Here is a 19445-nt window from a genome sequence, read left to right as displayed (position 1 = left end):
AATAATTATAGATCTTTTTTCCAAGAAAAAACCAACGCTGCCTGCGTTGGTTTACCAGAATCTGCATAGCTGCAACCTGCTTTGCTCATAATATTCACCGAGTATACTTTATCTACTGGGGGATCATCTATGGTTGCCATTAGCAGCAGCGTTGAAGCGAATGAAGCTTACCTGAGAGATCAATTCGATCTTTGTTCGGATATTGTTTTTCGTCGATTCACATTGAAAGATGATATTTTGCTTTTACTCGCTTATTTGGATGGCATGGCTAATGTGCAAAGCATCGAAAATAATGTGCTGAAGCCGCTTATCTTCAGCGGTTTGCCGCATGGCATAGAACGAATCCAATCACTGGCAGCTATGCTCGAACGAGAATGGCTTCCTTTGGCGAACATCAAGACGGATGAATCCATGGAAGATCTCGTTCAACATATTTTGCATGGCAGTCTAGCAATTCTGGTAGATGGCGAAGCATCAGCACTCCTTGCTCAGGTTCAAGAATATGAGATGCGAAGCATTCAAGAACCACAGAAGGAGTCCACCTTGCGTGGTTCCAAGGAAGGTTTTGTTGAGAATATCCGTACGAATACTTCATTAATTCGGCGCAGGATCATTCACCCGCAGTTGAAGATGGAATCGTTCACGATCGGGAAGTACACCCAAACCGAAGTCGTCCTCACTTACGTGCAAGGCTTAGCGTCCGAGAAGGTTTTGGCAGAAGTGAGAGCAAAGCTTGCGAAGATCGAGATTAACGGCGTCATCGATTCTGCCTATATCGAAGAATGGATCGAGAATAATTCCTTCTCCCTCTTCCCGCAAGTTCAGAATACTGAACGCCCGGATATCGTAACCGCAAGTTTATTAGATGGGAAGGTCGCGCTTCTCACGAACGGAACTCCCTTCGCTCTTATCCTTCCCATCACGTTCTGGTCAGGTCTCCAATCCGCGGATGACTATTTCGAGCGATTCGTCTTTATCATCCTAACCCGAATGGTTAGATATATCATGACCTTCATCTCATTTGCTTTACCTGCCATCTATGTCTCACTCTCGACTTTCCATCCGGAGATGATTCCAAGCAATCTTATGATCGGAATTGCGACTGCCCGGGAAACCTCTCCTTTTCCAACCGTAATCGAAGTCTTCATTATGATGTTTATTTTCGATGGCTTGCAAGAAGCCGGCGTACATCTTCCCAATCAGCTCGGCCCTGTAGTCAGTATCATCGGAGCACTGGTTGTTGGACAAGCTGCCGTTGAAGCCGGCATCATCTCTACGCCGATCATCATTGTCATTTCCTTAACGGGGATCGCCGCTTATACGATTCCCAGATATAGCGCTACCCTTCCTTTTCGTATCATTCGCTACATGATGCTGTTTATTTCCGGCGCACTTGGCTTCGTAGGTTTCGCTTTCGGCATTATTTTCTTGTTGATCCATATGGTCATGCTAGAATCCTTCGGAACGCCATACTTAAGTCCGGTCGCCCCTTTCGATCGCAAACGAATAAGAGATCTGATCATTCGATACCCATTCTGGATGAAAAATGGACGAAATAAGAAAGGGACTCCATGATGGTTCGGTTTACACTGCTCTTGTGTGTCGCTGCCATCCTGCTGCTGTCGCTTTCCGGCTGTACAGATTTTATCGAACCTAATCAGTTAGCCATTATCTTGGGGACGGCGGTTGATCATGCCGAAGGGGATAATATTGAGATCAGTGATCAGATCGTTATCCCCTCTCAGCTAAACGGATCCAATAAAGGCGGCGGCGGATCTGGCGGAGAGGATAACTATATCGTCGTATCGGCTACAGGCAGAAATGTATTCGACGCCAGTCAGAAGATCCAAGGTAAAATATCTCGCAGATTGATGACAAGTCACCGAATCTTAATTGCTGTAGGTGAAGAGTTCTTCGCGAAACACGAATTAAACAAGCTATTCGATAAGCTGGGCAGAGATCCGGCAAACAATTTAAGGGATACCATTGTTATCGTACGAGGGAGCAGCGCGAAGGAATTTCTAAAGCTCAAGCATCCCATGGAATATAATTCGAGCGTTGCTGCCGGGAAGGAAATGCAGATCAACGGGTTAGACGAGTTTACGTCGAGACAGATCGTAATCGAGAGTCTGGCAGAGGGTACTCGTCCGATTATCCCCTACCTCCAGATCCAAGAAGTAGAATTAAACAGCAAGAAGAAGACGCCAATAGCTGCCGTTGCGGGCTTCGCCGTTATGGACAAGAAGCTGAAGATTAAAGGATTTCTGAACGCGGGTGAAGGCACTCTGGCAATCTGGATGATTGGGAAAGGCAGTAACGGCGGTATTACAATTCCGTCGAAGAATGGTAAAGGCGTCTTATCCTTTCGATTAACCCATCAGAAACGACGAATTCACTCCGGTAATGATCCCACGCACGTTGTGCTAACGGTCAAGGCGCAAGCGTATCTACTCGAAAATTCAACGTCTCTCGATATGTCGAGGTCAGAGAATATGGTCGCCCTTCAGCGCTATCTGAATGAGCAAATACAGATGGAACTGCAGCAAACGATGGGGAAAATCCAACACTTTGGACCTGATGTAATCGGAATTGGAGAGTATCTGCATCGCAAACACCCCTACTGGTGGAAAACACAGAGAGCGGATTGGGATCATAACTTCAAGAAAATCGACGTTAACATTCAAGCGAATATTCAGCTTCGGTCAACAGGCGTGACTGGTGCACCGCTCGATTAACGGAGGAAAGGTGGGGCAATAAGGAATGAAAGTAAGCAGCTATCAGATGTTCTGGTTGATCAGTATTTCATCCATTATTATGTTCTCCTACCTTCCTATCCGTTTAGCTGCAGAGGAATCACTTCAGGATAGTTGGATATCCATTCTATTAGGCACCATGATCATGATGACCGAAACCTGGGTGATTCTCCGTGTATGTAAACAGCATAAAGACAAATCGGTAGTTCATTTCGTTAAAGATCTGTTTGGTACCGTGTTAGGTAAAATAATCGTCACCGTTTACTTTTCCCTTTGGTTCATGCAGATGTCTTCTGTCGTAGAAGGTACGGTTGAATTTCAAAACTTAGTCATGCTCCATAACACACCGATGATCGTCATATTAATTTGTCTATTGTTTCTCATTGCTTGTGTCGTTTGCAAAGGCGGGCTTACCGCGATTAGCCGTTGTACAGAGATCATTGGTCCGATCTTTGTCTTTATTTATTTCGCCATCCTGTTTCTGAATCCTCAGGAAATGAATATAAAACGTATTCTCCCCATCTATGCCGACTCCGGGTGGCATCACATTCTGAATGGCGCACTGCTATCGTGCAATTACATGGTCGATCCCTCTATTATCCTGATGCTGTTCTACTTCGCAGAGAACAAACGAACCGCACCACGGGCCATTCTCTGGGGCACAGCTGTCTCCATGTTCTGGGGGTTGCTATCTACACTTGTCGTACTATCCGTAACAGGACCCTTCTTAGCCGCGCAGCTCGTGGTTCCTGTATATTCCCTCACAAAGTTTGTCTACATCCTCAATTTCGTGCAAAATATCGACGCTTTCTTTATTCCTTTATGGTTGTTTGGCGCCTTTATTAAATTATCGATTGCGATGTTCATCCTTAGTTATGGATTATCGGAATGGACCGGTTTCAAGAATTGGAAGCTAATTTCATGTGTGTTGACCTTCATTCTACTGGGAAGTGTTATTTATAGCACGCACCACATTCAATTTGCGAATACAACCAGGAATGCATTTCTGATCCGGTACTTCTACCCCTCTGCCTTCCTAGGCATTCCGTTGATATTCTGGATGATCGGCAGCATAAGACAGAACCATAGAACGTAAAAACAGGACGTAACGATGTGATTCGATACGTCCTGCTTCATTGTTACTTCTACACGGCTAAATGCTGAAGCTTGTCGGGATTCCTCAGTACATATAAATTTCGGATGACATCCCCTTCAATATGGAGCATCACCACGGTATGGATTCCTTCATCTGAACGAAGAATAATCGCTGGCTGACCGTTTAGCCCAGCCACCTCAACAATCGATCCTTCAAACGCTTTATGAAGCGGTTTACTGAGAAACTTAGCCACAATTTCTCTTGATGCAACCGGTTTGACGACCGCAGAAACCTTCCCTCCTCCGTCAGAGACAAGCACAACATTCTGATCGAGCATGGATAGGATTTCATTGAGGTTCCCTTGTTTAAGCGCTGCTATGAAGCCATGTGCCCATTTATCATTAGCTGCCTCGGGTTGAACGAGCTCTTCGGAGGAAATCCCCATCTTCGCCCTTGCGCGGCTAAGAACTTTGCGGCAATTCACTTCGCTCTTCTCCACCAACTCCGCAATTTCGGGAAACTCAAACCCAAGTGCCTCGCGTAATACGAACACAATGCGTTCCGTGGGAGCTAACCGTTCAAGCATAACAATCATGGCATAGGATAAGAGCTCATCTCGGGCAACCGATTCCATTCCATCATCATAAGAACTGACTAACGGCTCCGGCAGCCATTCTCCAAAATATTGTTCTCGCTTCTTGCGAGCGGATTTCTGTAAATCCCTACAGCGATTCGTAACCATTTTGCATAAATAAGCTTTGGGCTGTGTCAGCTTCTCCGGTGGAATTTCATATACCTTCATAAATACATCCTGCACAGCATCCTCAGCATCGGAAACGGAGCCGGTCAGCTGATAGGCGAGTTTAAACAGCAATCCCTTGTACTGCTCATACAATTCCTGCATCCTAACACTTCCATTCATAATCCTTACCTTCTTAAAGCACAGAAAAAGGCCATTACATATAACGAGATACAGATGCAAATTGTGACAAGCGATTTGGGCAGGTTTTCAAATTCTATAGCATTCATTTGGTACTTAGCTTTTCCTTCATGCATGTTAATATGTATGTCGAATTTCAATTCCGATCCTTGTCACAGAAAATAATGCAGCCTCGTTATATGTTCGAAGAGCGGTTGAGACATACTAAACCGAACTTACAAAACCAGTAAAGCGAGGAATTAACGACTATGAGTCAACGTATAAATTACATGCAACAATCGCCGGAATTTTTCAAGCAATTGATGAATCTAAGCAATGCCGAGAAAACAAGCGCCATCGAAGAGTCAATTCTCGATCTCGTTCATATCCGTGCATCCCAAATGAATGGTTGCGGCTTCTGCCTTGACATGCACGCCAAGCAAGCAAAGATCAATGGTGAAAGAGAGCTTCGTCTGTATCACTTGTCCATTTGGAGAGAATCCACGTTGTTCTCGCCGCGTGAACGCGCAGCGCTGGCATGGACTGAAATTCTGACTAAGCTTCCTGAGCATGGTGTTTCTGACGAGGTGTATAATCGCGTTCGCGAGCAATTTTCGGAGAAAGAGCTTTCTGATCTGACCTACTCAGTTATGGCTATCAATGCCTGGAATCGCATCAACATCGCATTTAAATATGTGCCTGGCTCGGCTGATACTGCATTTGGTTTGACTAAAGCCGGCTTGAACTAATTTAGAGCTTATATCGTTCAAATAGTCAGCTGAACCCACAAAGAAGCTCCCGAATGAATGCCATTCAGGAGCTTCTTTTATTGCTGCTAAAAAACTCATTCCACGAGATGCAAACTAGTGATTGCCGCTCTTTCACTCCACTTATCTTGAAAGCTAGTCTCTGACGCACGGGCATAATAAACTCGTTTGATACCGCTCCACCGGATGGCACTCATACACATCGGACAAGGTTCATCACTGGCATACAATTCGCAATCTATCAGCTCAGTGACGTTCATTGCAAGGCAGGCGGTTCGGATGGCTTGTATTTCGGCGTGTGCTGTCGGATCGCATTTCCAGGTAACTTCATTCGTTCCGGTCGCGATAATGTTGCCGTTCTTCACCACAACAGCTCCGTAACGGTCGCCATGGCCGGTATGCCAATTCTCATCGGCTAATTTCACAGCTAACCTAAGCGTATCTTCGATGTACATGAGTATCCGCCCTTCCTCCGATGTCTGGATTAGAACCGCCTAGTCTCTACGAACATCTCGGCTTTCTTCACTCCATTCTTCCAAACGCCTAAGCGTGGAGGGCGATCGATGATGACATCCTCTACCCGCTCGGCCTGCACCATGACAAGATCGGCTTTAGTGCCAACAGCAATCCCATATTGCGTTAAACCCAGTGCACGCGCAGCATGGCTTGTCGCCATCTGCATCATTTTCTCGAGTTCAAGCACCGTCCCGAACTGCGCGGTATTAGCCAATAACAACGCAATATCTAGCGGATCTCCTGTTCCAAATGGTGTAAAAGCATTGCGAATATTGTTCGTACCTATCGTCACGTTAACGCCTGCTTCTTGCAGCAGCTTTACCGGGGTCAACCCGCGGCGTGCGGCTTGATTATCTTGCCTACCTCCGAGATAGAGGTCTGTCGCCGGTAGACACATGATTTGCAAATCCGCCTTAGCCAGCCGCCTAGCATATTCAAGCGCATTCTCGCGTATGACAGAGCCAAGCGATGTAACATGACCTACTGCTACTCGCCCTTGATAACCACGATTAATGGTTTCTGTCGCAACCGTAAGCACGTTCAGTTCACTCGGATTATCGGAGAAATCGATATGCAAATCTACAGGTTTTCCGTATTTCTCCGCAAGATCAAATACGAATGTTATATGATCACTCGCGGAGTAATCGTTATAAGGTATACCACCGACCACATCGGCCCCCATCCGCAGTGATTCCTCCATCAGCTCCGCGGTACCCGGCTGCTGCATGATCCCCTCTTGCGGAAAAACAACAAGCTGCATATCAATCGTATCTCGCCACTTCTCCTTTAGTGCGAGTGTAACCTCCATCGCCTGAAGTCCAATGATTGGGTCCACCTCAACCTGGCAGCGCATTGCTGTCACGCCGAATCTCGCACTTCGTTCGAGAACCCGTGTTGCCCGGTTATATATATCTTCGTACGTATAATTGCTTTTCAACGCTCGAGTTGCAGCAATCGCCTCAGCCAGTCCGCCTGCAGCGACCTGCGACTTTTCGGTTAGAAATGCTTTATCGAGGTGAATATGTGTTTCAACCAAACCAGGCAGCAGGATATTGCCTTCCCCTTCAATTGTTTCTTGTGCATTCGGTAATTCAACGCCTGCAGGCTCGCAGAGGACAATCGACCCGTTCTTAACCCCGACATGATAGCGACCCTTGCCGGTGGAAATCCCAATGTTATGAAATAATAGATCTAACATAGACACCTGCCTTCTCTCCGGTAACGACTATCCTCTCAGAAACAATGCTCCTAATGCCAATGAACCTAAGATGCCCCAGACCGGATTCCAATGTAAATACTGCACCATAATAAAGAACATGCATGCAATCATAAACGGTAGAAAGTTTAAGCCAAGCGTGCTTGTGCCGGGCTGGAAAGCATATTTCGCAAAATCATAAGCAAGAAGTGCCATCATCGTGAAGATAACTGGCTGAACGCCTTTGATCATGCCTTTGATGACCGGAACATGCTCCAGCTTCACCAATATGCCGGAGAGCACGACCATCAATAATGCGGTGGGCAGAACTACCGCACTTAGGGCTACAACAGCGCCGCCCCAGCCGGCGACTTTAAACCCTATATACGCGGCAAGCTTAGTTGCAATCGGCCCCGGCAACGCGTTCCCGAACGCAAGCGCGCTGCCGAACTCCGACGTATCCATCCAACCGTTGCGGTTGACAACTTGATCTTGATAGAGCGGAATGATCGAAGGTCCTCCACCATAACCCAGCATCGTCGCTGAGCCGAAAGCAATGAATAATTTCCATAATAGGCTCATCTGCACAATTCCTTCCCACTACGAGCTGATCGCCATACCGTCTCCACGCGGATCGACAGCACCGCTTCGAAGTCCGTTCGCATCGATGACGATGCCTTGCGCCTGCCCCATAATCCGATCCCAACTTCCATATAATTGTACTTGATGTCCCCATGCCGCCAATTCGCAAGCCGCTTCTTCCGACTCCGGATCACGATTCTCCATTCGAAGTACGTCACTGTCTGTTCCCCATGTTCGGCCGTATACCCATCTCGGCAGCTCAATCGCCTCGGCAATGGTAAGTCCATAATCCAACAACCCTGTTATTAGCGAGAGCTGTGTTTGCGGCTGACCTTCCCCGCCTTGTGTGCCGAGCAACGCGTAGAGCGTGCCATCCTTGCCTATCATTGCAGGCATTAACGTATGGAAGCTTCTTTTCATCGGCTCTAGCGTATTCACATGATTTGCATCAAGGGAGAAGTAAGAACCTCTGTTTTGCAAAATAATGCCTGTATCTCCCGCCATATAACAAGAGCCGAAATCGAAATAGAGGCTTTGAATAAACGAAACTCCATTTCCTTCACCATCGACGATTGCAGCGTAAGCAGTGTCCTGCCCTAATACAGGCGACAGGTGTGGTTTGACATGAATAGGCGTACCTTCAACTCTATATACGTTCTCGAATAATTCCTTCGCATAAGCTTTGGACAACAGCTTCTCCATCGGGATATCCGCTGTGAATCTCGGATCGGTTACATAACGATCTCTCTCCATGAAAACAAGCTTGATGGACTCCACTGCCAAATGGTAGAACTCCGCTGAAAGCCGAGGGATCTTATCCAGGTTCACATTTTCCAGCATGTTCAACATCATGAGTGTGGAAAAGCCTTGCGAGTTAGGCGGCATCTCATAAATATCGTAACCTCGATAATTAATCGACAATGGTTCCACCCATTCCCCATGATGACTGCGAAAATCCTGTTCTCGAAGCAATCCGCCATCCCGCTCAATTGACTCGGTGATCCCCCTCATTAATGAGCCTTCATAGAAGGCAGCCCTTCCTTCCAACTGAAGTGCTTTTAAACTAGCCGCTAAAGCTGGCTGAACAAGACGATCTCCAAGTCCCAGCAGCTTCCCATCCTTCAGGAACACCTCTGACATGGGTTCACTTGCTCGAATGAGCTGTTCATCTGTTACCATCCAATGATGCAAATCCCTTGATATAGGGAAGCCATCTTCCGCATACTCAATAGCAGGCTGGATTAATTCCGCCCACGGCAGCCGTCCGTAACGCGACCATACTTCCCACCATGTATCGACCATACCCGGAACCGTAATTGCACTCTCGACTCCCCGACTGGGAATCGTATTCAAGCCCTTATTCAAGTAATATTCTCTGGTGGCCAGTCCACCTGATCTGCCGCTGCCGTTAAATCCCATGACGGTCCCATTGTGATGAATCATGAAGAAAGCATCGCCGCCAATTCCCGTCATATGGGGATAAACGACGCCAAGAGCGGCGCTGACCGCAACCGATGCATCCATGGCAGTGCCGCCGCGACATAAGATCTGATTTCCCACCTGCGAGGCCAAGTAATGCGGTGTTGCAATCATATTCTTGTAGGACATCGGCATGATGTTTGTCACCGCGTTACCTCCTTTGTTTGATATAAAGGGACCCCCTAGGGGATCCCTGACCTACACAATCCTTCTATTTCTCCGGAAGAAAATCATTCGTATACAGCTCGCTCGTTGGGATATCTTTCTTGATCATGCCGGCTTCCTTCATCTCATCCACAAGCGTCTTCCAACGCTCCTCCGACATGTAGCCAAGTCCGTGCGAAGCCGCGTCTCCGCCGAAAACAAAGTCCTTCGTAATTTCTTGTGAGCTCTTAAGATGATCGAGGGAATAATCCTTGTTGGTTTCGTTAATCAGTTTATTAACTTCATCGCCATGCGCGTAATAATAATCCCAACCTTCTATGGTTGCTTTTAAGTATTTTTTGACGGTATCGGGATGATTTTTAATCATGTCTTCCGTTGTGATTACGACATTTCCGTACGGGTTGTAGCCCAGATCCGCATTCAAGAACCAATCCACATCTATGCCTTCTCCTTTGAGCACGTATGGTTCGTTGGTTGCAAAACCTTGCGTGACCGAATCCTTATCCGCGGAGAAGCCCGCCAATGAACCCGTGTAATTCTGAACCTGCACGTTATCCAATTTATATTTGTAGCTAAGGTACTGCCAGAAAGGGAATCCGGTCGCTGTGTACACCTTACGTCCGTTCAAATCTTCAATCTTCGTAATCCCGGAGTCTTTGTGAAAAATCAGGTTTTGCGGATTGGTTTGGAGGTTAGCGAAAATGGTCACGATTGGGATACCTTCATTGCGAGCAAGCACGACCTCATCCGCATTAGCCATGGCGAATTGCACTTTGCCGGAAGCAAGCAGCTGCACGTTGGACACTTGCGGTCCGCCTTGCTGTAACGTAACGTCCAGTCCGGCATCCTCGTAAATCTTGCCAGCTACCGCGCCATAGTGTCCACCCATTTCGGGTTGAGCGAACCAGCTCATCGTTTGCGTGATTTTCACAGGCTCGTCAGATGATCCCGAATTGGATCCGCAACCTGCCAATACCGCAGCCAAAATCGTTGTACATGCAGCCAATTTCGTTTTCTCCATCATCTTCATCCTCAATCTCCCCATCCATCATCTATATTTGGTGAAGCGTTGAAACCACCAGTATCGGTCAGTTCTCCGTTTGAGAAGCTGATTCATGCCAATTTCTGAGGACGTAATAGGATAAAATAGAGATTCCCGCGAAGAAGATCATGCCGAGCAAGGAGGCGGTTATCGCGCAAGCAAACAAGTAAGGGGTCTGCATTTGCACGGCTGCCGAAGTAATTGCAATTCCAAGCCCTCCTTTTGCTCCACCAATACCGGCTACAAATTCACCAATAATGGCACCGATGACGGCGAGGCCGCATGAGATCTTCATCCCGCCTAATATGTAGGGCATCGCATAAGGAATACGCAGTTTCCACATCATTTTCCAGCCGGTTCCGTTATACATGCGCATGAGGTTCACTAGGTTGTGGTCCGTCGCATTTAAGCCGAGATTGCTGTTAGAGATAATCGGAAATACCGCTACGATAAAGGAAATGATGATGATCGAATTCATGCCGGTCCCAAACCAGATGACGATTAGAGGCGCAACAGCTACTACGGGAATCGTCTGAAGGACGATGGCGTAAGGGGACAAGCTTCGCTGTACCCATTTGGATGCCGTCATTAGCAGCGCTGTTAGATTCCCAATCACGATACTGAGCAGGAAACCGAAGAATGCGGATAACGAAGTATTAAATGCGGAGCGAAGCAGGTCACCGCCCCTCTCCGATGCTGCTTTCGCAATTGCCGTCGGCGAAGGAAGAATGTATCTTGGAAGATCAAATATTACGGTAATGAGCTGCCATATCGCCAGAACGGCCAGCATGAGAATGATCGGCGGTGCAGCGATTGGAATAATACGCTTCGCGTTACTAGGCTTGTGAGTGGCAGATTGATCCTTCACAGGTTTCGCCGGCGCTGCGCTTACTTCGATGTTCAAAATATCATTCATCTCTAGCCCCCCTTTAAAGCTTTCGATACTTGATCCACCAACTGTCCGAAGGTTGCTGAAGCTTGAAACTCATCGTCCCTCGGGTAAGGGGCAGAGATATCAATCGTGCTGCTAATTTGACCCGGATAAGACTTCATAATGACGACCTTGCTGGAAAGGTAGACTGCCTCAAATACGTTATGAGTTACGAATACAACTGTAAGCTTCGATTGGCGCCAAATTTCAAGCAGTTCCTGGTGTAGATGATGCCGAGTCATCTCGTCCAGTGCGCCGAAAGGTTCATCCATGAATAGGATTTTGGGATTCGAGACGAGTGAGCGAGCAATTGACACCCGCATCTTCATGCCGCCTGACAGTGCCTTGGGATATGAATCTCTGAAGCTCTCTAATCTCACGAGTCGCAATACGCGATCTACCTCTTCGCGCCGCTCCTTCTTCCCTACTCCACGAAGCTCTAACGGTAATTCAACATTTTCGACTACCGTGCGCCAAGGCATTAGGTTGGCTTCTTGAAAAACAAAGCCCAGCTGACCGCTCGTTTTCATCAATTGCTGTGAAGGCTGACCGAGGACGGACACATCGCCTTCGGTTGCTTCGCCCAGTCCGGCCATGATCCGCAGCAGTGTTGATTTGCCGCAACCCGACGGACCCACCAGAGAAACAAACTCACCTTCTCCGATATCCAAGTCGACTTCCCGCAGCGCCAGCGTACCTGTTCCATATCGCTTCGAGACATTGCTAATGTGTATAGCCTTCTCTGCAATCATCGCCATTCCCCTCTCGTTTCTCGTCATCTCAGCTTTTTATTGCCATGCACGGTCGATTTGCCTACCGGCGACAGCCTTACCCTGGACAGCAACGATTTCCCTTTGAGGCGCTGCAGCGATCGCATGCTCAGCATTTAGCGCTTGAACTAAAATGAAATCTGCTTGATCTCCGATATGAACTTCCAGCGGATCCGAAGTCAGATAAGGATATACAGCACGAAGCCGCTCATCATCATTCCACATGTATTTCTCAGCAAGCCTTCTGCCTCGTGCTAACAAATCCGGGCTTCCGAAAGGGGTCCATGCATCCAGTCCTGTATGGTCTGTGCCTAGCTTGACGTTAACGCCGAGCGCTGTAAGCTGATCCACTCTTGGCATCGCGGAATCGATAGGCGCACTCGTGATGATCATGACATTCTGCTCCGCAAGGCGATACGCGATTTCTTCAGAAGCTCGCTCATCGATTTCTCCTAAGCAATAGGCGTGGCTGACGGCTACTTTTCCTTGCTTACTTGTTTGTTGTGTGTAGTCTGTAATGCGTTCAATGGTATAAAGGCCGAGATGACCCGGATCATGCAAATGAATGTCAACGCCTGCGCCATATTCCACACTCATCTCAAACACGGCATCCAAGCAAGCTTCGATCTGACGATCAACGCCGGCTGGATCGACACAACCGACTATGGTCGCTCCTTCACGGAGGGCTTGCTTCAGAAGCGGTACTGACGAGGAGCGAAGCAGACCTTGCTGCGGGAAAGCAGCGATTTCAATATCTACCAAACCTCTGTACAGCTCTTGTACTTGAACAATCGTTTCCAACTGACGTAATCCGATTTCGGGATCGATATCGACATGAACTCTGGCGCGAGTCGTACCGCACGCCAGCATGTGATCCAGCGTTTGCTTAGCACGATCTATTAAGCCTGCTCTGTGCGGTGCAAGCAGCTCCTTCTCCAGTTGAAACTGATCGAGTATGGTGGCAGCTCTTCTTCGAGATAACCATCGGTCTGCAGGAAACTGCTTATCCAGATGTACGTGATAATCTTCCAGCGTCGGAAGCAAGAGCAAGTTCTCGGCATTCCAACTCTTCGCGTAATGTGGAATCAAGTCTTGCTTCGATAAGATGTCAGCTATTCTTCCTTGATCGATGTAAATGTGGTGTATCCCCTCATTCACGATTACATTGCGTAGCCATTGCCCCACTGTTATCCCCTCCAGCCAATATTGATCTCTTGTTATAGGACAACATAAAAAGCCCGAAAAATATCTGCTAAGATATCTCCCGGGCTTTTATCCCTCCGTGTGCACGGCAACTTTGCCATGTGACAACTCTCGGACCGAACCAATGAAGTAATTATCGACATTGTGGAACCCTAGATGTCATTCTTATTCAATTGTTTGGTGGTGATTTCTCGTTTATGTTATGTTTATTAACATGCATATAACATAACAAACAAATTTCGTTTGTGCAACAACAATATTTTCATTACGATATGAAAATATCAATTGAAAATTCTATTGGTTAGTATATGATGAATTTATACTTACGTTTCGTAAAATAAATTGGGTTTTTATCGCTGTTTGTATATTTAATTCAGGAGGACGAGCATGGAAAATTACGAAAAGAATGAATGTGCAGAATACCCTTTAGATGAGATTGATCGTAAAATCATTCAGTTTCTTCATGACAATGCGAGGATATCTTACACGGATATCGGCAAGGAGATTGGTTTATCGCGTGTAGCCGTGCAATCGAGGATAAGCGCTTTGCTGGAGAACGGAGTCATTGAACGTTTCACTGCCGTTATAAATCCCGCTAAGATCGGCATCCACGTGTCCGCTTTCTTTAATGTGGATGTTGAGCCTTCACACCTGCAGGAAATATCAGAAAAACTCGCAACCGTTGACGAGGTCACGAGCTTATATCACATGACAGGACCGAGCAAGCTGCATATGCATGCGATCTTCCCGAACATTCAATTCATGGAATCATTTCTGGTGGAGAAGCTGTACGCCATGAAAGGTGTCGTAAGCGTAGATTGCCAATTGCTCATGAAGCGGTATAAGAGTCGATTTGGGATGAAATTATAGCAAGGGGGTTGGAGCGTGGAGAGGCAGTCTCTCACTGTTAGCAAGTTTCTCGCGGGAAACGCTAACGAATCCTAGAGGTCTTATTTCGCCAAAATAACGAGTTTTGAAATTCTAACGAATCGTAGAAGCCTTATTCCGCCGAAACAGGCAGTTTGACACGGAATTTGGTCTAGATAAGACCGTTAGAATTTCAAATTCCCCCATTCCGGGCAAATAAGACTTCCTTGATTCGTTAGAAAAATAACCGCAAGATCGTCGTTTGCTACTTTATGATTCGTCACCTTCAACTAAAGCTACGACGGACCTTCAACTAAAGCTTCGATTATTTTAATGCCCTTGTGCAACCAAGCACTAAATCGTGACAAGATCAGCAGCTACCCAGCTCTTGCTTTCCGTATCTGTAATCCGTTCCACATAATCATTCGCTTGCGCTAACGCCTCATCCTTTTGCGACGAATCGCCGAGTACCGAGTAAGCCCGCGCAGCCGCTTCATAACCATAGGCCATATAGAAAGCGTTCAGCTCAGCATCGGCGCTGACTTTCAGGCATTTGTTAGCGTAATCCAGCGCCTGACTACCCTGTCCGATAACCGCGTAAACGCGAGCCAGCTGCCAGTAGCCGACAGATAGATTCGTTGGTGTATGCTCCTCAACCTGCGTCCAATGCCAGAATGAGCTGTGGCACAGATGCACCATCTCTTCGCTCTCCCGCTCCGTTCGTTCTTCCTTACTAAGCAGATCCCAAACTTTGTTGAAGCATGATGAAGCTAACTGTTTATGAGTCAGAACGTCCCTCTCCCTCTCCCGTTTACCGATATTCCGGCGGCGTTCGTCTTGCGACATTCGTCAGAATGGCCGCTTCGATGACCGCTTTGCGAACCTGGATCACGACCTGCTCGTTGAAAATACTCGGAATTATGTAGTGCTCATTGAGCTCGCTGCTCGAAACGACCGATGCGATCGCTCTTGCCGCCGCCAGCTTCATCGGTTCATTGATTCTTCTTGCCCTGCAATCGAGCGCTCCGCGGAACAATCCGGGGAATACGAGCACATTGTTGATTTGATTCGGATAATCACTTCGGCCCGTTGCAAATACCGCCACATGCGGAAGCGCCTCTTCCGGCGTGATCTCCGGCTCCGGATTAGCCATCGCGAACACGATGCTCCCCGGCGCCATTCGTTTCACATCTTCCTCACCAAGCACGCGCGCACGTGATACCCCGATGAATACGTCGGCACCAGCGATGACTTCCTTCAACGGGCCGCTATTGGTTTCCACCTGCGGCTGCTCCGAGAGCCATTGCCACATCGGGTGATGCTCGTATGATCCGCCGCGAATAATGGCACCGTCACGGTCAACCGGGACGAGCCGCTTCACACCGGCTTGCAGCAGCATTTTGCAGATCGAAACGCCTGCCGCGCCAATGCCGTTCACGACAACGCGAATATTCTCGATCCGTTTGCCTACTACCTTAAGCGCGTTCAGCAATCCTGCAATGACGACAACGGCTGTACCGTGCTGATCGTCATGGAAGACCGGAATATCCAGCTCATCGGCGAGCCTGTTTTCGATTTCGAAGCAGCGCGGAGAACTGATATCCTCCAGATTGATGCCCCCGAAGATGGGACTCATCACTTTAATTGTCCGAATGAGCTCCTCCGTATCCTTCGTATCCAGACAGATCGGGAACGCATCAACGCCTGCGAGCTGCTTGAACAGCATCGCTTTCCCTTCCATTACAGGTGCCGCGGCATAGGGGCCGATATCACCAAGACCTAGTACGGCAGTTCCGTCCGTGACGACAGCTACCGTATTTCGTTTGATCGTAAGCGAATAGGCTTTCTGCGGATTCTCGGCAATTGCCGTACAAACACGCGCCACTCCCGGCGTATATACCTTCGATAGATCATCGCGATTCTTGATGGGCAGCGTCGGTTGAATGGTGATTTTCCCGCCCAAGTGAACTAAGAACGTACGGTCCGACACGTTGATAACGGTGATGCCGTCCAGTCCACGCAGCGCATCCACCATAACCGATTCATTTTTATCCGAGAGATCGACCGTAATATCGCGCGTTGACGTGTCATGACCCGGGCGGATAACGTCAATCGACGTAATATCCCCGCCCGCCTTGCTGATGGTTGCGGCTACATCGCCGAAGGTAACTTTCTTATGATCGAGCTCCAACCTGAAAATAATGCTAGTTTGTGCCATCTTAGACCCAACCTCTCCATCTTACGGCTTCAGCTACTCGCTTTAATCCTACCATATAGGCGGACAGCCTCATATCTGTCTTCTTCTCTTGGGAAGTGCGGTACACATTGTTGAACGCATCCACAAGAATCTTCTTCAGACGATCGTTAACTTCTTCCTCTGTCCAATAGTATCCCTGATTATTTTGTACCCATTCGAAATACGATACAACCACGCCGCCTGCGCTTGCCAATACGTCAGGAACAATCATGATGCCGCGTTCGGTTAAAATCTGAGTAGCCATATGGGTCGTTGGCCCATTTGCCGCTTCTACAAGCAGTTTCGCTTTAATGAGATGTGCATTGTCTTCCGTAATTTGATTCTCGATTGCCGCCGGAATTAGGATATCGCAATCTTGAATCAATAATTCCTGATTCGTAATGCGATTCGGGAATAGATTGGTGACACAGCCGAATGAATCGCGGCGGTCCATCAGATGGTCGATATCAAGGCCCTCCGGATTGTAGAGCGCACCGGCCGCATCCGAGATACCGACGATCGTTGCCCCGGCATCATGCAGAAATTTCGCCAAATAGCTTCCGGCATTTCCGAAGCCTTGGATGATGACGCGAGCCTTCCGGATCTCGATTCCAAGCACTTTAGCCGCTTCATACATGACGATGCTCACGCCAAGCGCTGTGGACGACTCACGGCCGATCGAGCCGCCAAGGACAAGCGGTTTCCCGGTAATGAATCCCGGGGAATCAAACTCACGGATGCGGCTGTACTCGTCCATCATCCACGCCATAATCTGCGAATTCGTAAATACATCCGGCGCAGGGATATCCTTCGTCGGTCCAACAACCTGACTGATCGCTCTAACATAACCCCGACTAAGTCGTTCCAATTCACCGAAGGACATCGTACGCGGATCACATTGAATGCCGCCTTTGCCGCCGCCATACGGCAAATTCGTAATGCCGCACTTGATGCTCATCCACATCGACAGCGCTTTCACTTCCTCCTGCGTAACATCCGGGTGGAAACGAACACCGCCCTTAGTCGGACCAACCGCATCATTATGCTGCGCCCGGTAGCCAGTAAACACTTTCACCTTGCCATCATCCATCTTCACCGGGATGCGAACGGTTAGCTGACGCAGCGGCTCCTTAAGCAGTTCGTAGAAAGCGCTCTCATATCCAAGCTTAGTTAAAGCCGTTTCAATGACTTGCTGCGTTCTTGCAAGTACGTCTACATTTTCTTTGACCTTATTCATTTGTATAGGGCCCCCTCAGGTGGATGTGAAGATAGATGGAATGATGGCTTGGCGTTGGCGCGAATAAATAGAGAACGGCCCTCCAAGCCATTCGCAATAGAGGGCCGCAAAGTTCATTAGATTTTGCGGGAAGTCAGTTTAGCTTGTGTGAAGAGCAGCAGATAATCATAGCCGCCTGCTTTGGAATCCGTACCGGACATATTGAAACCGCCGAATGGATGAACACCTACAAGCGCGCCCGTGCACTTGCGGTTAATATAGAGGTTACCGCAATGTACCGTTTCCAGAGCTTCAGCAATTCGATCTTCGTCTGTCGAGAAGTAAGAACCTGTCAAACCAAACTCCGTATCGTTGTACATCGCGATCGCTTGCTGCCAGTCTTTCGCTTTAGCAAGCGCAAGTACCGGTCCGAAGATCTCTTCTTGCATGATCCGCGCTTTGCCGCCTACATCGCCGAACACAGTTGGTTGGATGTAGTAGCCGTTGCCTTCTGCTTTATCGCCGCCAACAAGCAGCGTGCCTTCTTGTTTACCCACTTCGATATAATCAAGAATGCGGTCGTAGGACGTTTGATCAATGACCGGACCTGCTGCAAAATCATGCTCTTGCAGACCCCACTTCAGCTTCTTCGTCAATTCAACAACTCGTTCAGCGACTTGATCGTAAACCGATTCCACGATAACCGCACGCGAGCCGGCCGAACACTTCTGTCCTTGGAAACCAAATGCAGACGCAACGATTGCTGCTGCCGCTGCTTCCAGATCTGCAGTTTCGTCGACCACGATACCGTCTTTGCCGCCCATTTCAGCGATGACGCGTTTGATCCAGATTTGACCCGGAACGGTATCAGCTGCCAGCTTATTGATCCGAAGACCGACTTCTTTGGAGCCTGTGAAGCTGATGAAACGCGTTTTCGGATGCGTCGTCAAGTAGTCGCCCACTTCAGCGCCGCTGCCCGGAATGAAGTTGATTACGCCTGCCGGCAATCCTACTTCTTCCATAAGAGCAAAGAATTTATGCGCGATAACCGGAGTTGTGGATGCCGGTTTAAGCAGCACTGTGTTACCAGAAACAACAGCTGCTGTCGTCATACCCGCGCAAATCGCAAGCGGGAAGTTCCATGGTGGAATAACAACACCAACGCCAAGCGGAATGTATGTGATTTGGTTATCTTCGCCCGGAATCTTCGTAAGCGGCTGCGTTTCGTTCGTGTTGCTCAAGCGAATCATCTCGCGTCCGTAGAACTCCAGGAAGTCGATTGCTTCTGCTGTATCCACATCAGCTTCTACATAGTTTTTGCCGGACTCAAGAATCATCGTTGCAGAGAATTCATGCTTGCGCTCACGCATCAGATGCGCTGCTTTGAATAAGTACTCGGCGCGTTCGCGGGCAGGTACTTTCTTCCATGTTTCGAATGTAGTCAATGCGGCTTGCATCGCTTGTTCAGCAAGCTTCTGATTCGCTTTGCTCACATAACCGATTACTTCGTCTATATTACCGGGGTTGATCGACGTGATTTTAGCTTCCGTCTCGATCTTCTCGCCGCCGATCGTAAGCGGATAATGACGACCCAATTCAGATTTCACCTTGGCAATTGCCGTTTGCATGGCTTGCTTATTCTCTTCAAGTGCAAAGTTCGTAAACGGCTCGTTCGCATATGGTTTCACTTCTGTAAATGTCTTCATCA

18 protein-coding genes and 1 riboswitch are annotated in these 19445 nt (G+C 48.1%); of the genes, 5 read left to right on the top strand and 13 right to left on the bottom strand.

All coding sequences use genetic code 11. From position 1 onward, the window contains the following. Positions 1-129 precede the first annotated feature (129 nt). The 3 genes from AC0YN4_RS01630 to AC0YN4_RS01620 are packed head-to-tail and all read left to right on the top strand — an operon-like array spanning position 130 to position 3849. Positions 130-1575 (top strand): spore germination protein, encoded by a 1446-nt coding sequence (locus tag AC0YN4_RS01630; protein WP_475834945.1) that lies wholly within the window; start codon positions 130-132, stop codon positions 1573-1575. Next, positions 1572-2735: a Ger(x)C family spore germination protein gene (locus AC0YN4_RS01625; protein ID WP_475834944.1), complete on the top strand. Its 1164-nt coding sequence runs from the start codon at positions 1572-1574 to the stop codon at positions 2733-2735. The genes AC0YN4_RS01630 and AC0YN4_RS01625 overlap by 4 nt, the downstream gene beginning before the upstream one ends. 25 nt (positions 2736-2760) lie before the next feature. Next, positions 2761-3849 (top strand): GerAB/ArcD/ProY family transporter, encoded by a 1089-nt coding sequence (locus tag AC0YN4_RS01620; RefSeq protein ID WP_475834943.1) that lies wholly within the window; start codon positions 2761-2763, stop codon positions 3847-3849. 49 nt (positions 3850-3898) lie between these two features. Here the strand turns inward: AC0YN4_RS01620 and sigJ are convergent, their stop codons facing one another. Then, positions 3899-4753, bottom strand: coding sequence for an RNA polymerase sigma factor SigJ (gene sigJ, locus AC0YN4_RS01615; protein WP_475834942.1), 855 nt, complete (start codon positions 4751-4753; stop codon positions 3899-3901). Between the two features lie 284 nt (positions 4754-5037). Here sigJ and AC0YN4_RS01610 point away from each other — a divergent pair, with 284 nt between their 5' ends. Further along, positions 5038-5517, top strand: a complete 480-nt coding sequence (locus AC0YN4_RS01610; protein WP_475780712.1) for a carboxymuconolactone decarboxylase family protein — start codon at positions 5038-5040, stop codon at positions 5515-5517. 95 nt (positions 5518-5612) lie between these two features. On the opposite strand, the gene AC0YN4_RS01605 is transcribed toward AC0YN4_RS01610, so the two are convergent. The 8 genes from AC0YN4_RS01605 to AC0YN4_RS01570 form a co-directional block, all read right to left on the bottom strand. Then, on the bottom strand, positions 5613-5990 hold the full coding sequence (locus AC0YN4_RS01605) for a nucleoside deaminase (RefSeq protein WP_475834941.1): 378 nt from the start codon (positions 5988-5990) through the stop codon (positions 5613-5615). 29 nt (positions 5991-6019) lie between these two features. Next, entirely contained in the window at positions 6020-7249 is a 1230-nt protein-coding gene (locus AC0YN4_RS01600; protein WP_475834940.1) for an amidohydrolase family protein, read from the bottom strand. A gap of 27 nt (positions 7250-7276) precedes the next feature. After that, on the bottom strand, positions 7277-7828 hold the full coding sequence (locus tag AC0YN4_RS01595) for a chromate transporter (protein WP_475834939.1): 552 nt from the start codon (positions 7826-7828) through the stop codon (positions 7277-7279). Between the two features lie 18 nt (positions 7829-7846). Then, positions 7847-9442: a gamma-glutamyltransferase gene (ggt, locus tag AC0YN4_RS01590; protein ID WP_475835559.1), complete on the bottom strand. Its 1596-nt coding sequence runs from the start codon at positions 9440-9442 to the stop codon at positions 7847-7849. Between the two features lie 76 nt (positions 9443-9518). Further along, entirely contained in the window at positions 9519-10502 is a 984-nt protein-coding gene (locus AC0YN4_RS01585; RefSeq protein WP_475834938.1) for an ABC transporter substrate-binding protein, read from the bottom strand. Positions 10503-10560: 58 nt separating this feature from the next. Then, positions 10561-11430, bottom strand: coding sequence for an ABC transporter permease (locus AC0YN4_RS01580; protein WP_475834937.1), 870 nt, complete (start codon positions 11428-11430; stop codon positions 10561-10563). A 2-nt stretch (positions 11431-11432) separates the two neighbouring features. Continuing rightward, positions 11433-12197: an ABC transporter ATP-binding protein gene (locus tag AC0YN4_RS01575; RefSeq protein ID WP_475834936.1), complete on the bottom strand. Its 765-nt coding sequence runs from the start codon at positions 12195-12197 to the stop codon at positions 11433-11435. Between the two features lie 36 nt (positions 12198-12233). Next, positions 12234-13400, bottom strand: coding sequence for an amidohydrolase family protein (locus tag AC0YN4_RS01570; protein WP_475834935.1), 1167 nt, complete (start codon positions 13398-13400; stop codon positions 12234-12236). Positions 13401-13474: 74 nt separating this feature from the next. Then, a riboswitch (guanidine-I (ykkC/yxkD leader) is annotated at positions 13475-13585 on the bottom strand. Between the two features lie 220 nt (positions 13586-13805). Here AC0YN4_RS01570 and AC0YN4_RS01565 point away from each other — a divergent pair. Continuing rightward, positions 13806-14288: an Lrp/AsnC family transcriptional regulator gene (locus tag AC0YN4_RS01565; protein WP_475834934.1), complete on the top strand. Its 483-nt coding sequence runs from the start codon at positions 13806-13808 to the stop codon at positions 14286-14288. A gap of 351 nt (positions 14289-14639) precedes the next feature. Here AC0YN4_RS01565 and AC0YN4_RS01560 read toward each other — a convergent pair whose 3' ends face one another. The 4 genes from AC0YN4_RS01560 to pruA all read right to left on the bottom strand — a co-directional run bounded on the left by AC0YN4_RS01560 (position 14640) and on the right by pruA (position 19443). Further along, entirely contained in the window at positions 14640-15131 is a 492-nt protein-coding gene (locus AC0YN4_RS01560; RefSeq protein WP_475834933.1) for a hypothetical protein, read from the bottom strand. After that, the gene (locus AC0YN4_RS01555) at positions 15097-16503 is read right to left on the bottom strand and encodes an NAD-dependent malic enzyme (protein ID WP_475780710.1); all 1407 of its coding nucleotides are present in this window, start codon (positions 16501-16503) and stop codon (positions 15097-15099) included. The genes AC0YN4_RS01560 and AC0YN4_RS01555 overlap by 35 nt, the downstream gene beginning before the upstream one ends. Before the next feature lies 1 nt (position 16504). After that, positions 16505-17758, bottom strand: coding sequence for a Glu/Leu/Phe/Val family dehydrogenase (locus AC0YN4_RS01550; protein ID WP_475780709.1), 1254 nt, complete (start codon positions 17756-17758; stop codon positions 16505-16507). Positions 17759-17874: 116 nt separating this feature from the next. Then, a complete protein-coding gene (gene pruA, locus AC0YN4_RS01545; RefSeq protein WP_475835558.1) occupies positions 17875-19443 on the bottom strand; it encodes an L-glutamate gamma-semialdehyde dehydrogenase in 1569 nt (522 codons plus the stop codon). Positions 19444-19445: the final 2 nt, after the last annotated feature.

It is taken from the genome of Paenibacillus sp. J22R3 (genome assembly GCF_056269305.1).
Note: the sequence above shows the minus strand (reverse complement) of the source record. Positions and strands in the feature narration are given on the sequence as shown.

Coding starts and splice junctions, on each gene's coding strand:
- AC0YN4_RS01630 (WP_475834945.1), top strand. CDS start 130: ATGGTTGCCATTAGCAGCAGCGTTGAAGCGAATGAAGCTTACCTGAGA.
- AC0YN4_RS01625 (WP_475834944.1), top strand. CDS start 1,572: ATGATGGTTCGGTTTACACTGCTCTTGTGTGTCGCTGCCATCCTGCTG.
- AC0YN4_RS01620 (WP_475834943.1), top strand. CDS start 2,761: ATGAAAGTAAGCAGCTATCAGATGTTCTGGTTGATCAGTATTTCATCC.
- sigJ (WP_475834942.1), bottom strand. CDS start 4,753: ATGCAGGAATTGTATGAGCAGTACAAGGGATTGCTGTTTAAACTCGCC.
- AC0YN4_RS01610 (WP_475780712.1), top strand. CDS start 5,038: ATGAGTCAACGTATAAATTACATGCAACAATCGCCGGAATTTTTCAAG.
- AC0YN4_RS01605 (WP_475834941.1), bottom strand. CDS start 5,990: ATGTACATCGAAGATACGCTTAGGTTAGCTGTGAAATTAGCCGATGAG.
- AC0YN4_RS01600 (WP_475834940.1), bottom strand. CDS start 7,249: ATGTTAGATCTATTATTTCATAACATTGGGATTTCCACCGGCAAGGGT.
- AC0YN4_RS01595 (WP_475834939.1), bottom strand. CDS start 7,828: ATGAGCCTATTATGGAAATTATTCATTGCTTTCGGCTCAGCGACGATG.
- ggt (WP_475835559.1), bottom strand. CDS start 9,442: ATGCCGATGTCCTACAAGAATATGATTGCAACACCGCATTACTTGGCC.
- AC0YN4_RS01585 (WP_475834938.1), bottom strand. CDS start 10,502: ATGAAGATGATGGAGAAAACGAAATTGGCTGCATGTACAACGATTTTG.
- AC0YN4_RS01580 (WP_475834937.1), bottom strand. CDS start 11,430: ATGAATGATATTTTGAACATCGAAGTAAGCGCAGCGCCGGCGAAACCT.
- AC0YN4_RS01575 (WP_475834936.1), bottom strand. CDS start 12,197: ATGATTGCAGAGAAGGCTATACACATTAGCAATGTCTCGAAGCGATAT.
- AC0YN4_RS01565 (WP_475834934.1), top strand. CDS start 13,806: ATGGAAAATTACGAAAAGAATGAATGTGCAGAATACCCTTTAGATGAG.
- AC0YN4_RS01560 (WP_475834933.1), bottom strand. CDS start 15,131: ATGTCGCAAGACGAACGCCGCCGGAATATCGGTAAACGGGAGAGGGAG.
- AC0YN4_RS01555 (WP_475780710.1), bottom strand. CDS start 16,503: ATGGCACAAACTAGCATTATTTTCAGGTTGGAGCTCGATCATAAGAAA.
- AC0YN4_RS01550 (WP_475780709.1), bottom strand. CDS start 17,758: ATGAATAAGGTCAAAGAAAATGTAGACGTACTTGCAAGAACGCAGCAA.
- pruA (WP_475835558.1), bottom strand. CDS start 19,443: ATGAAGACATTTACAGAAGTGAAACCATATGCGAACGAGCCGTTTACG.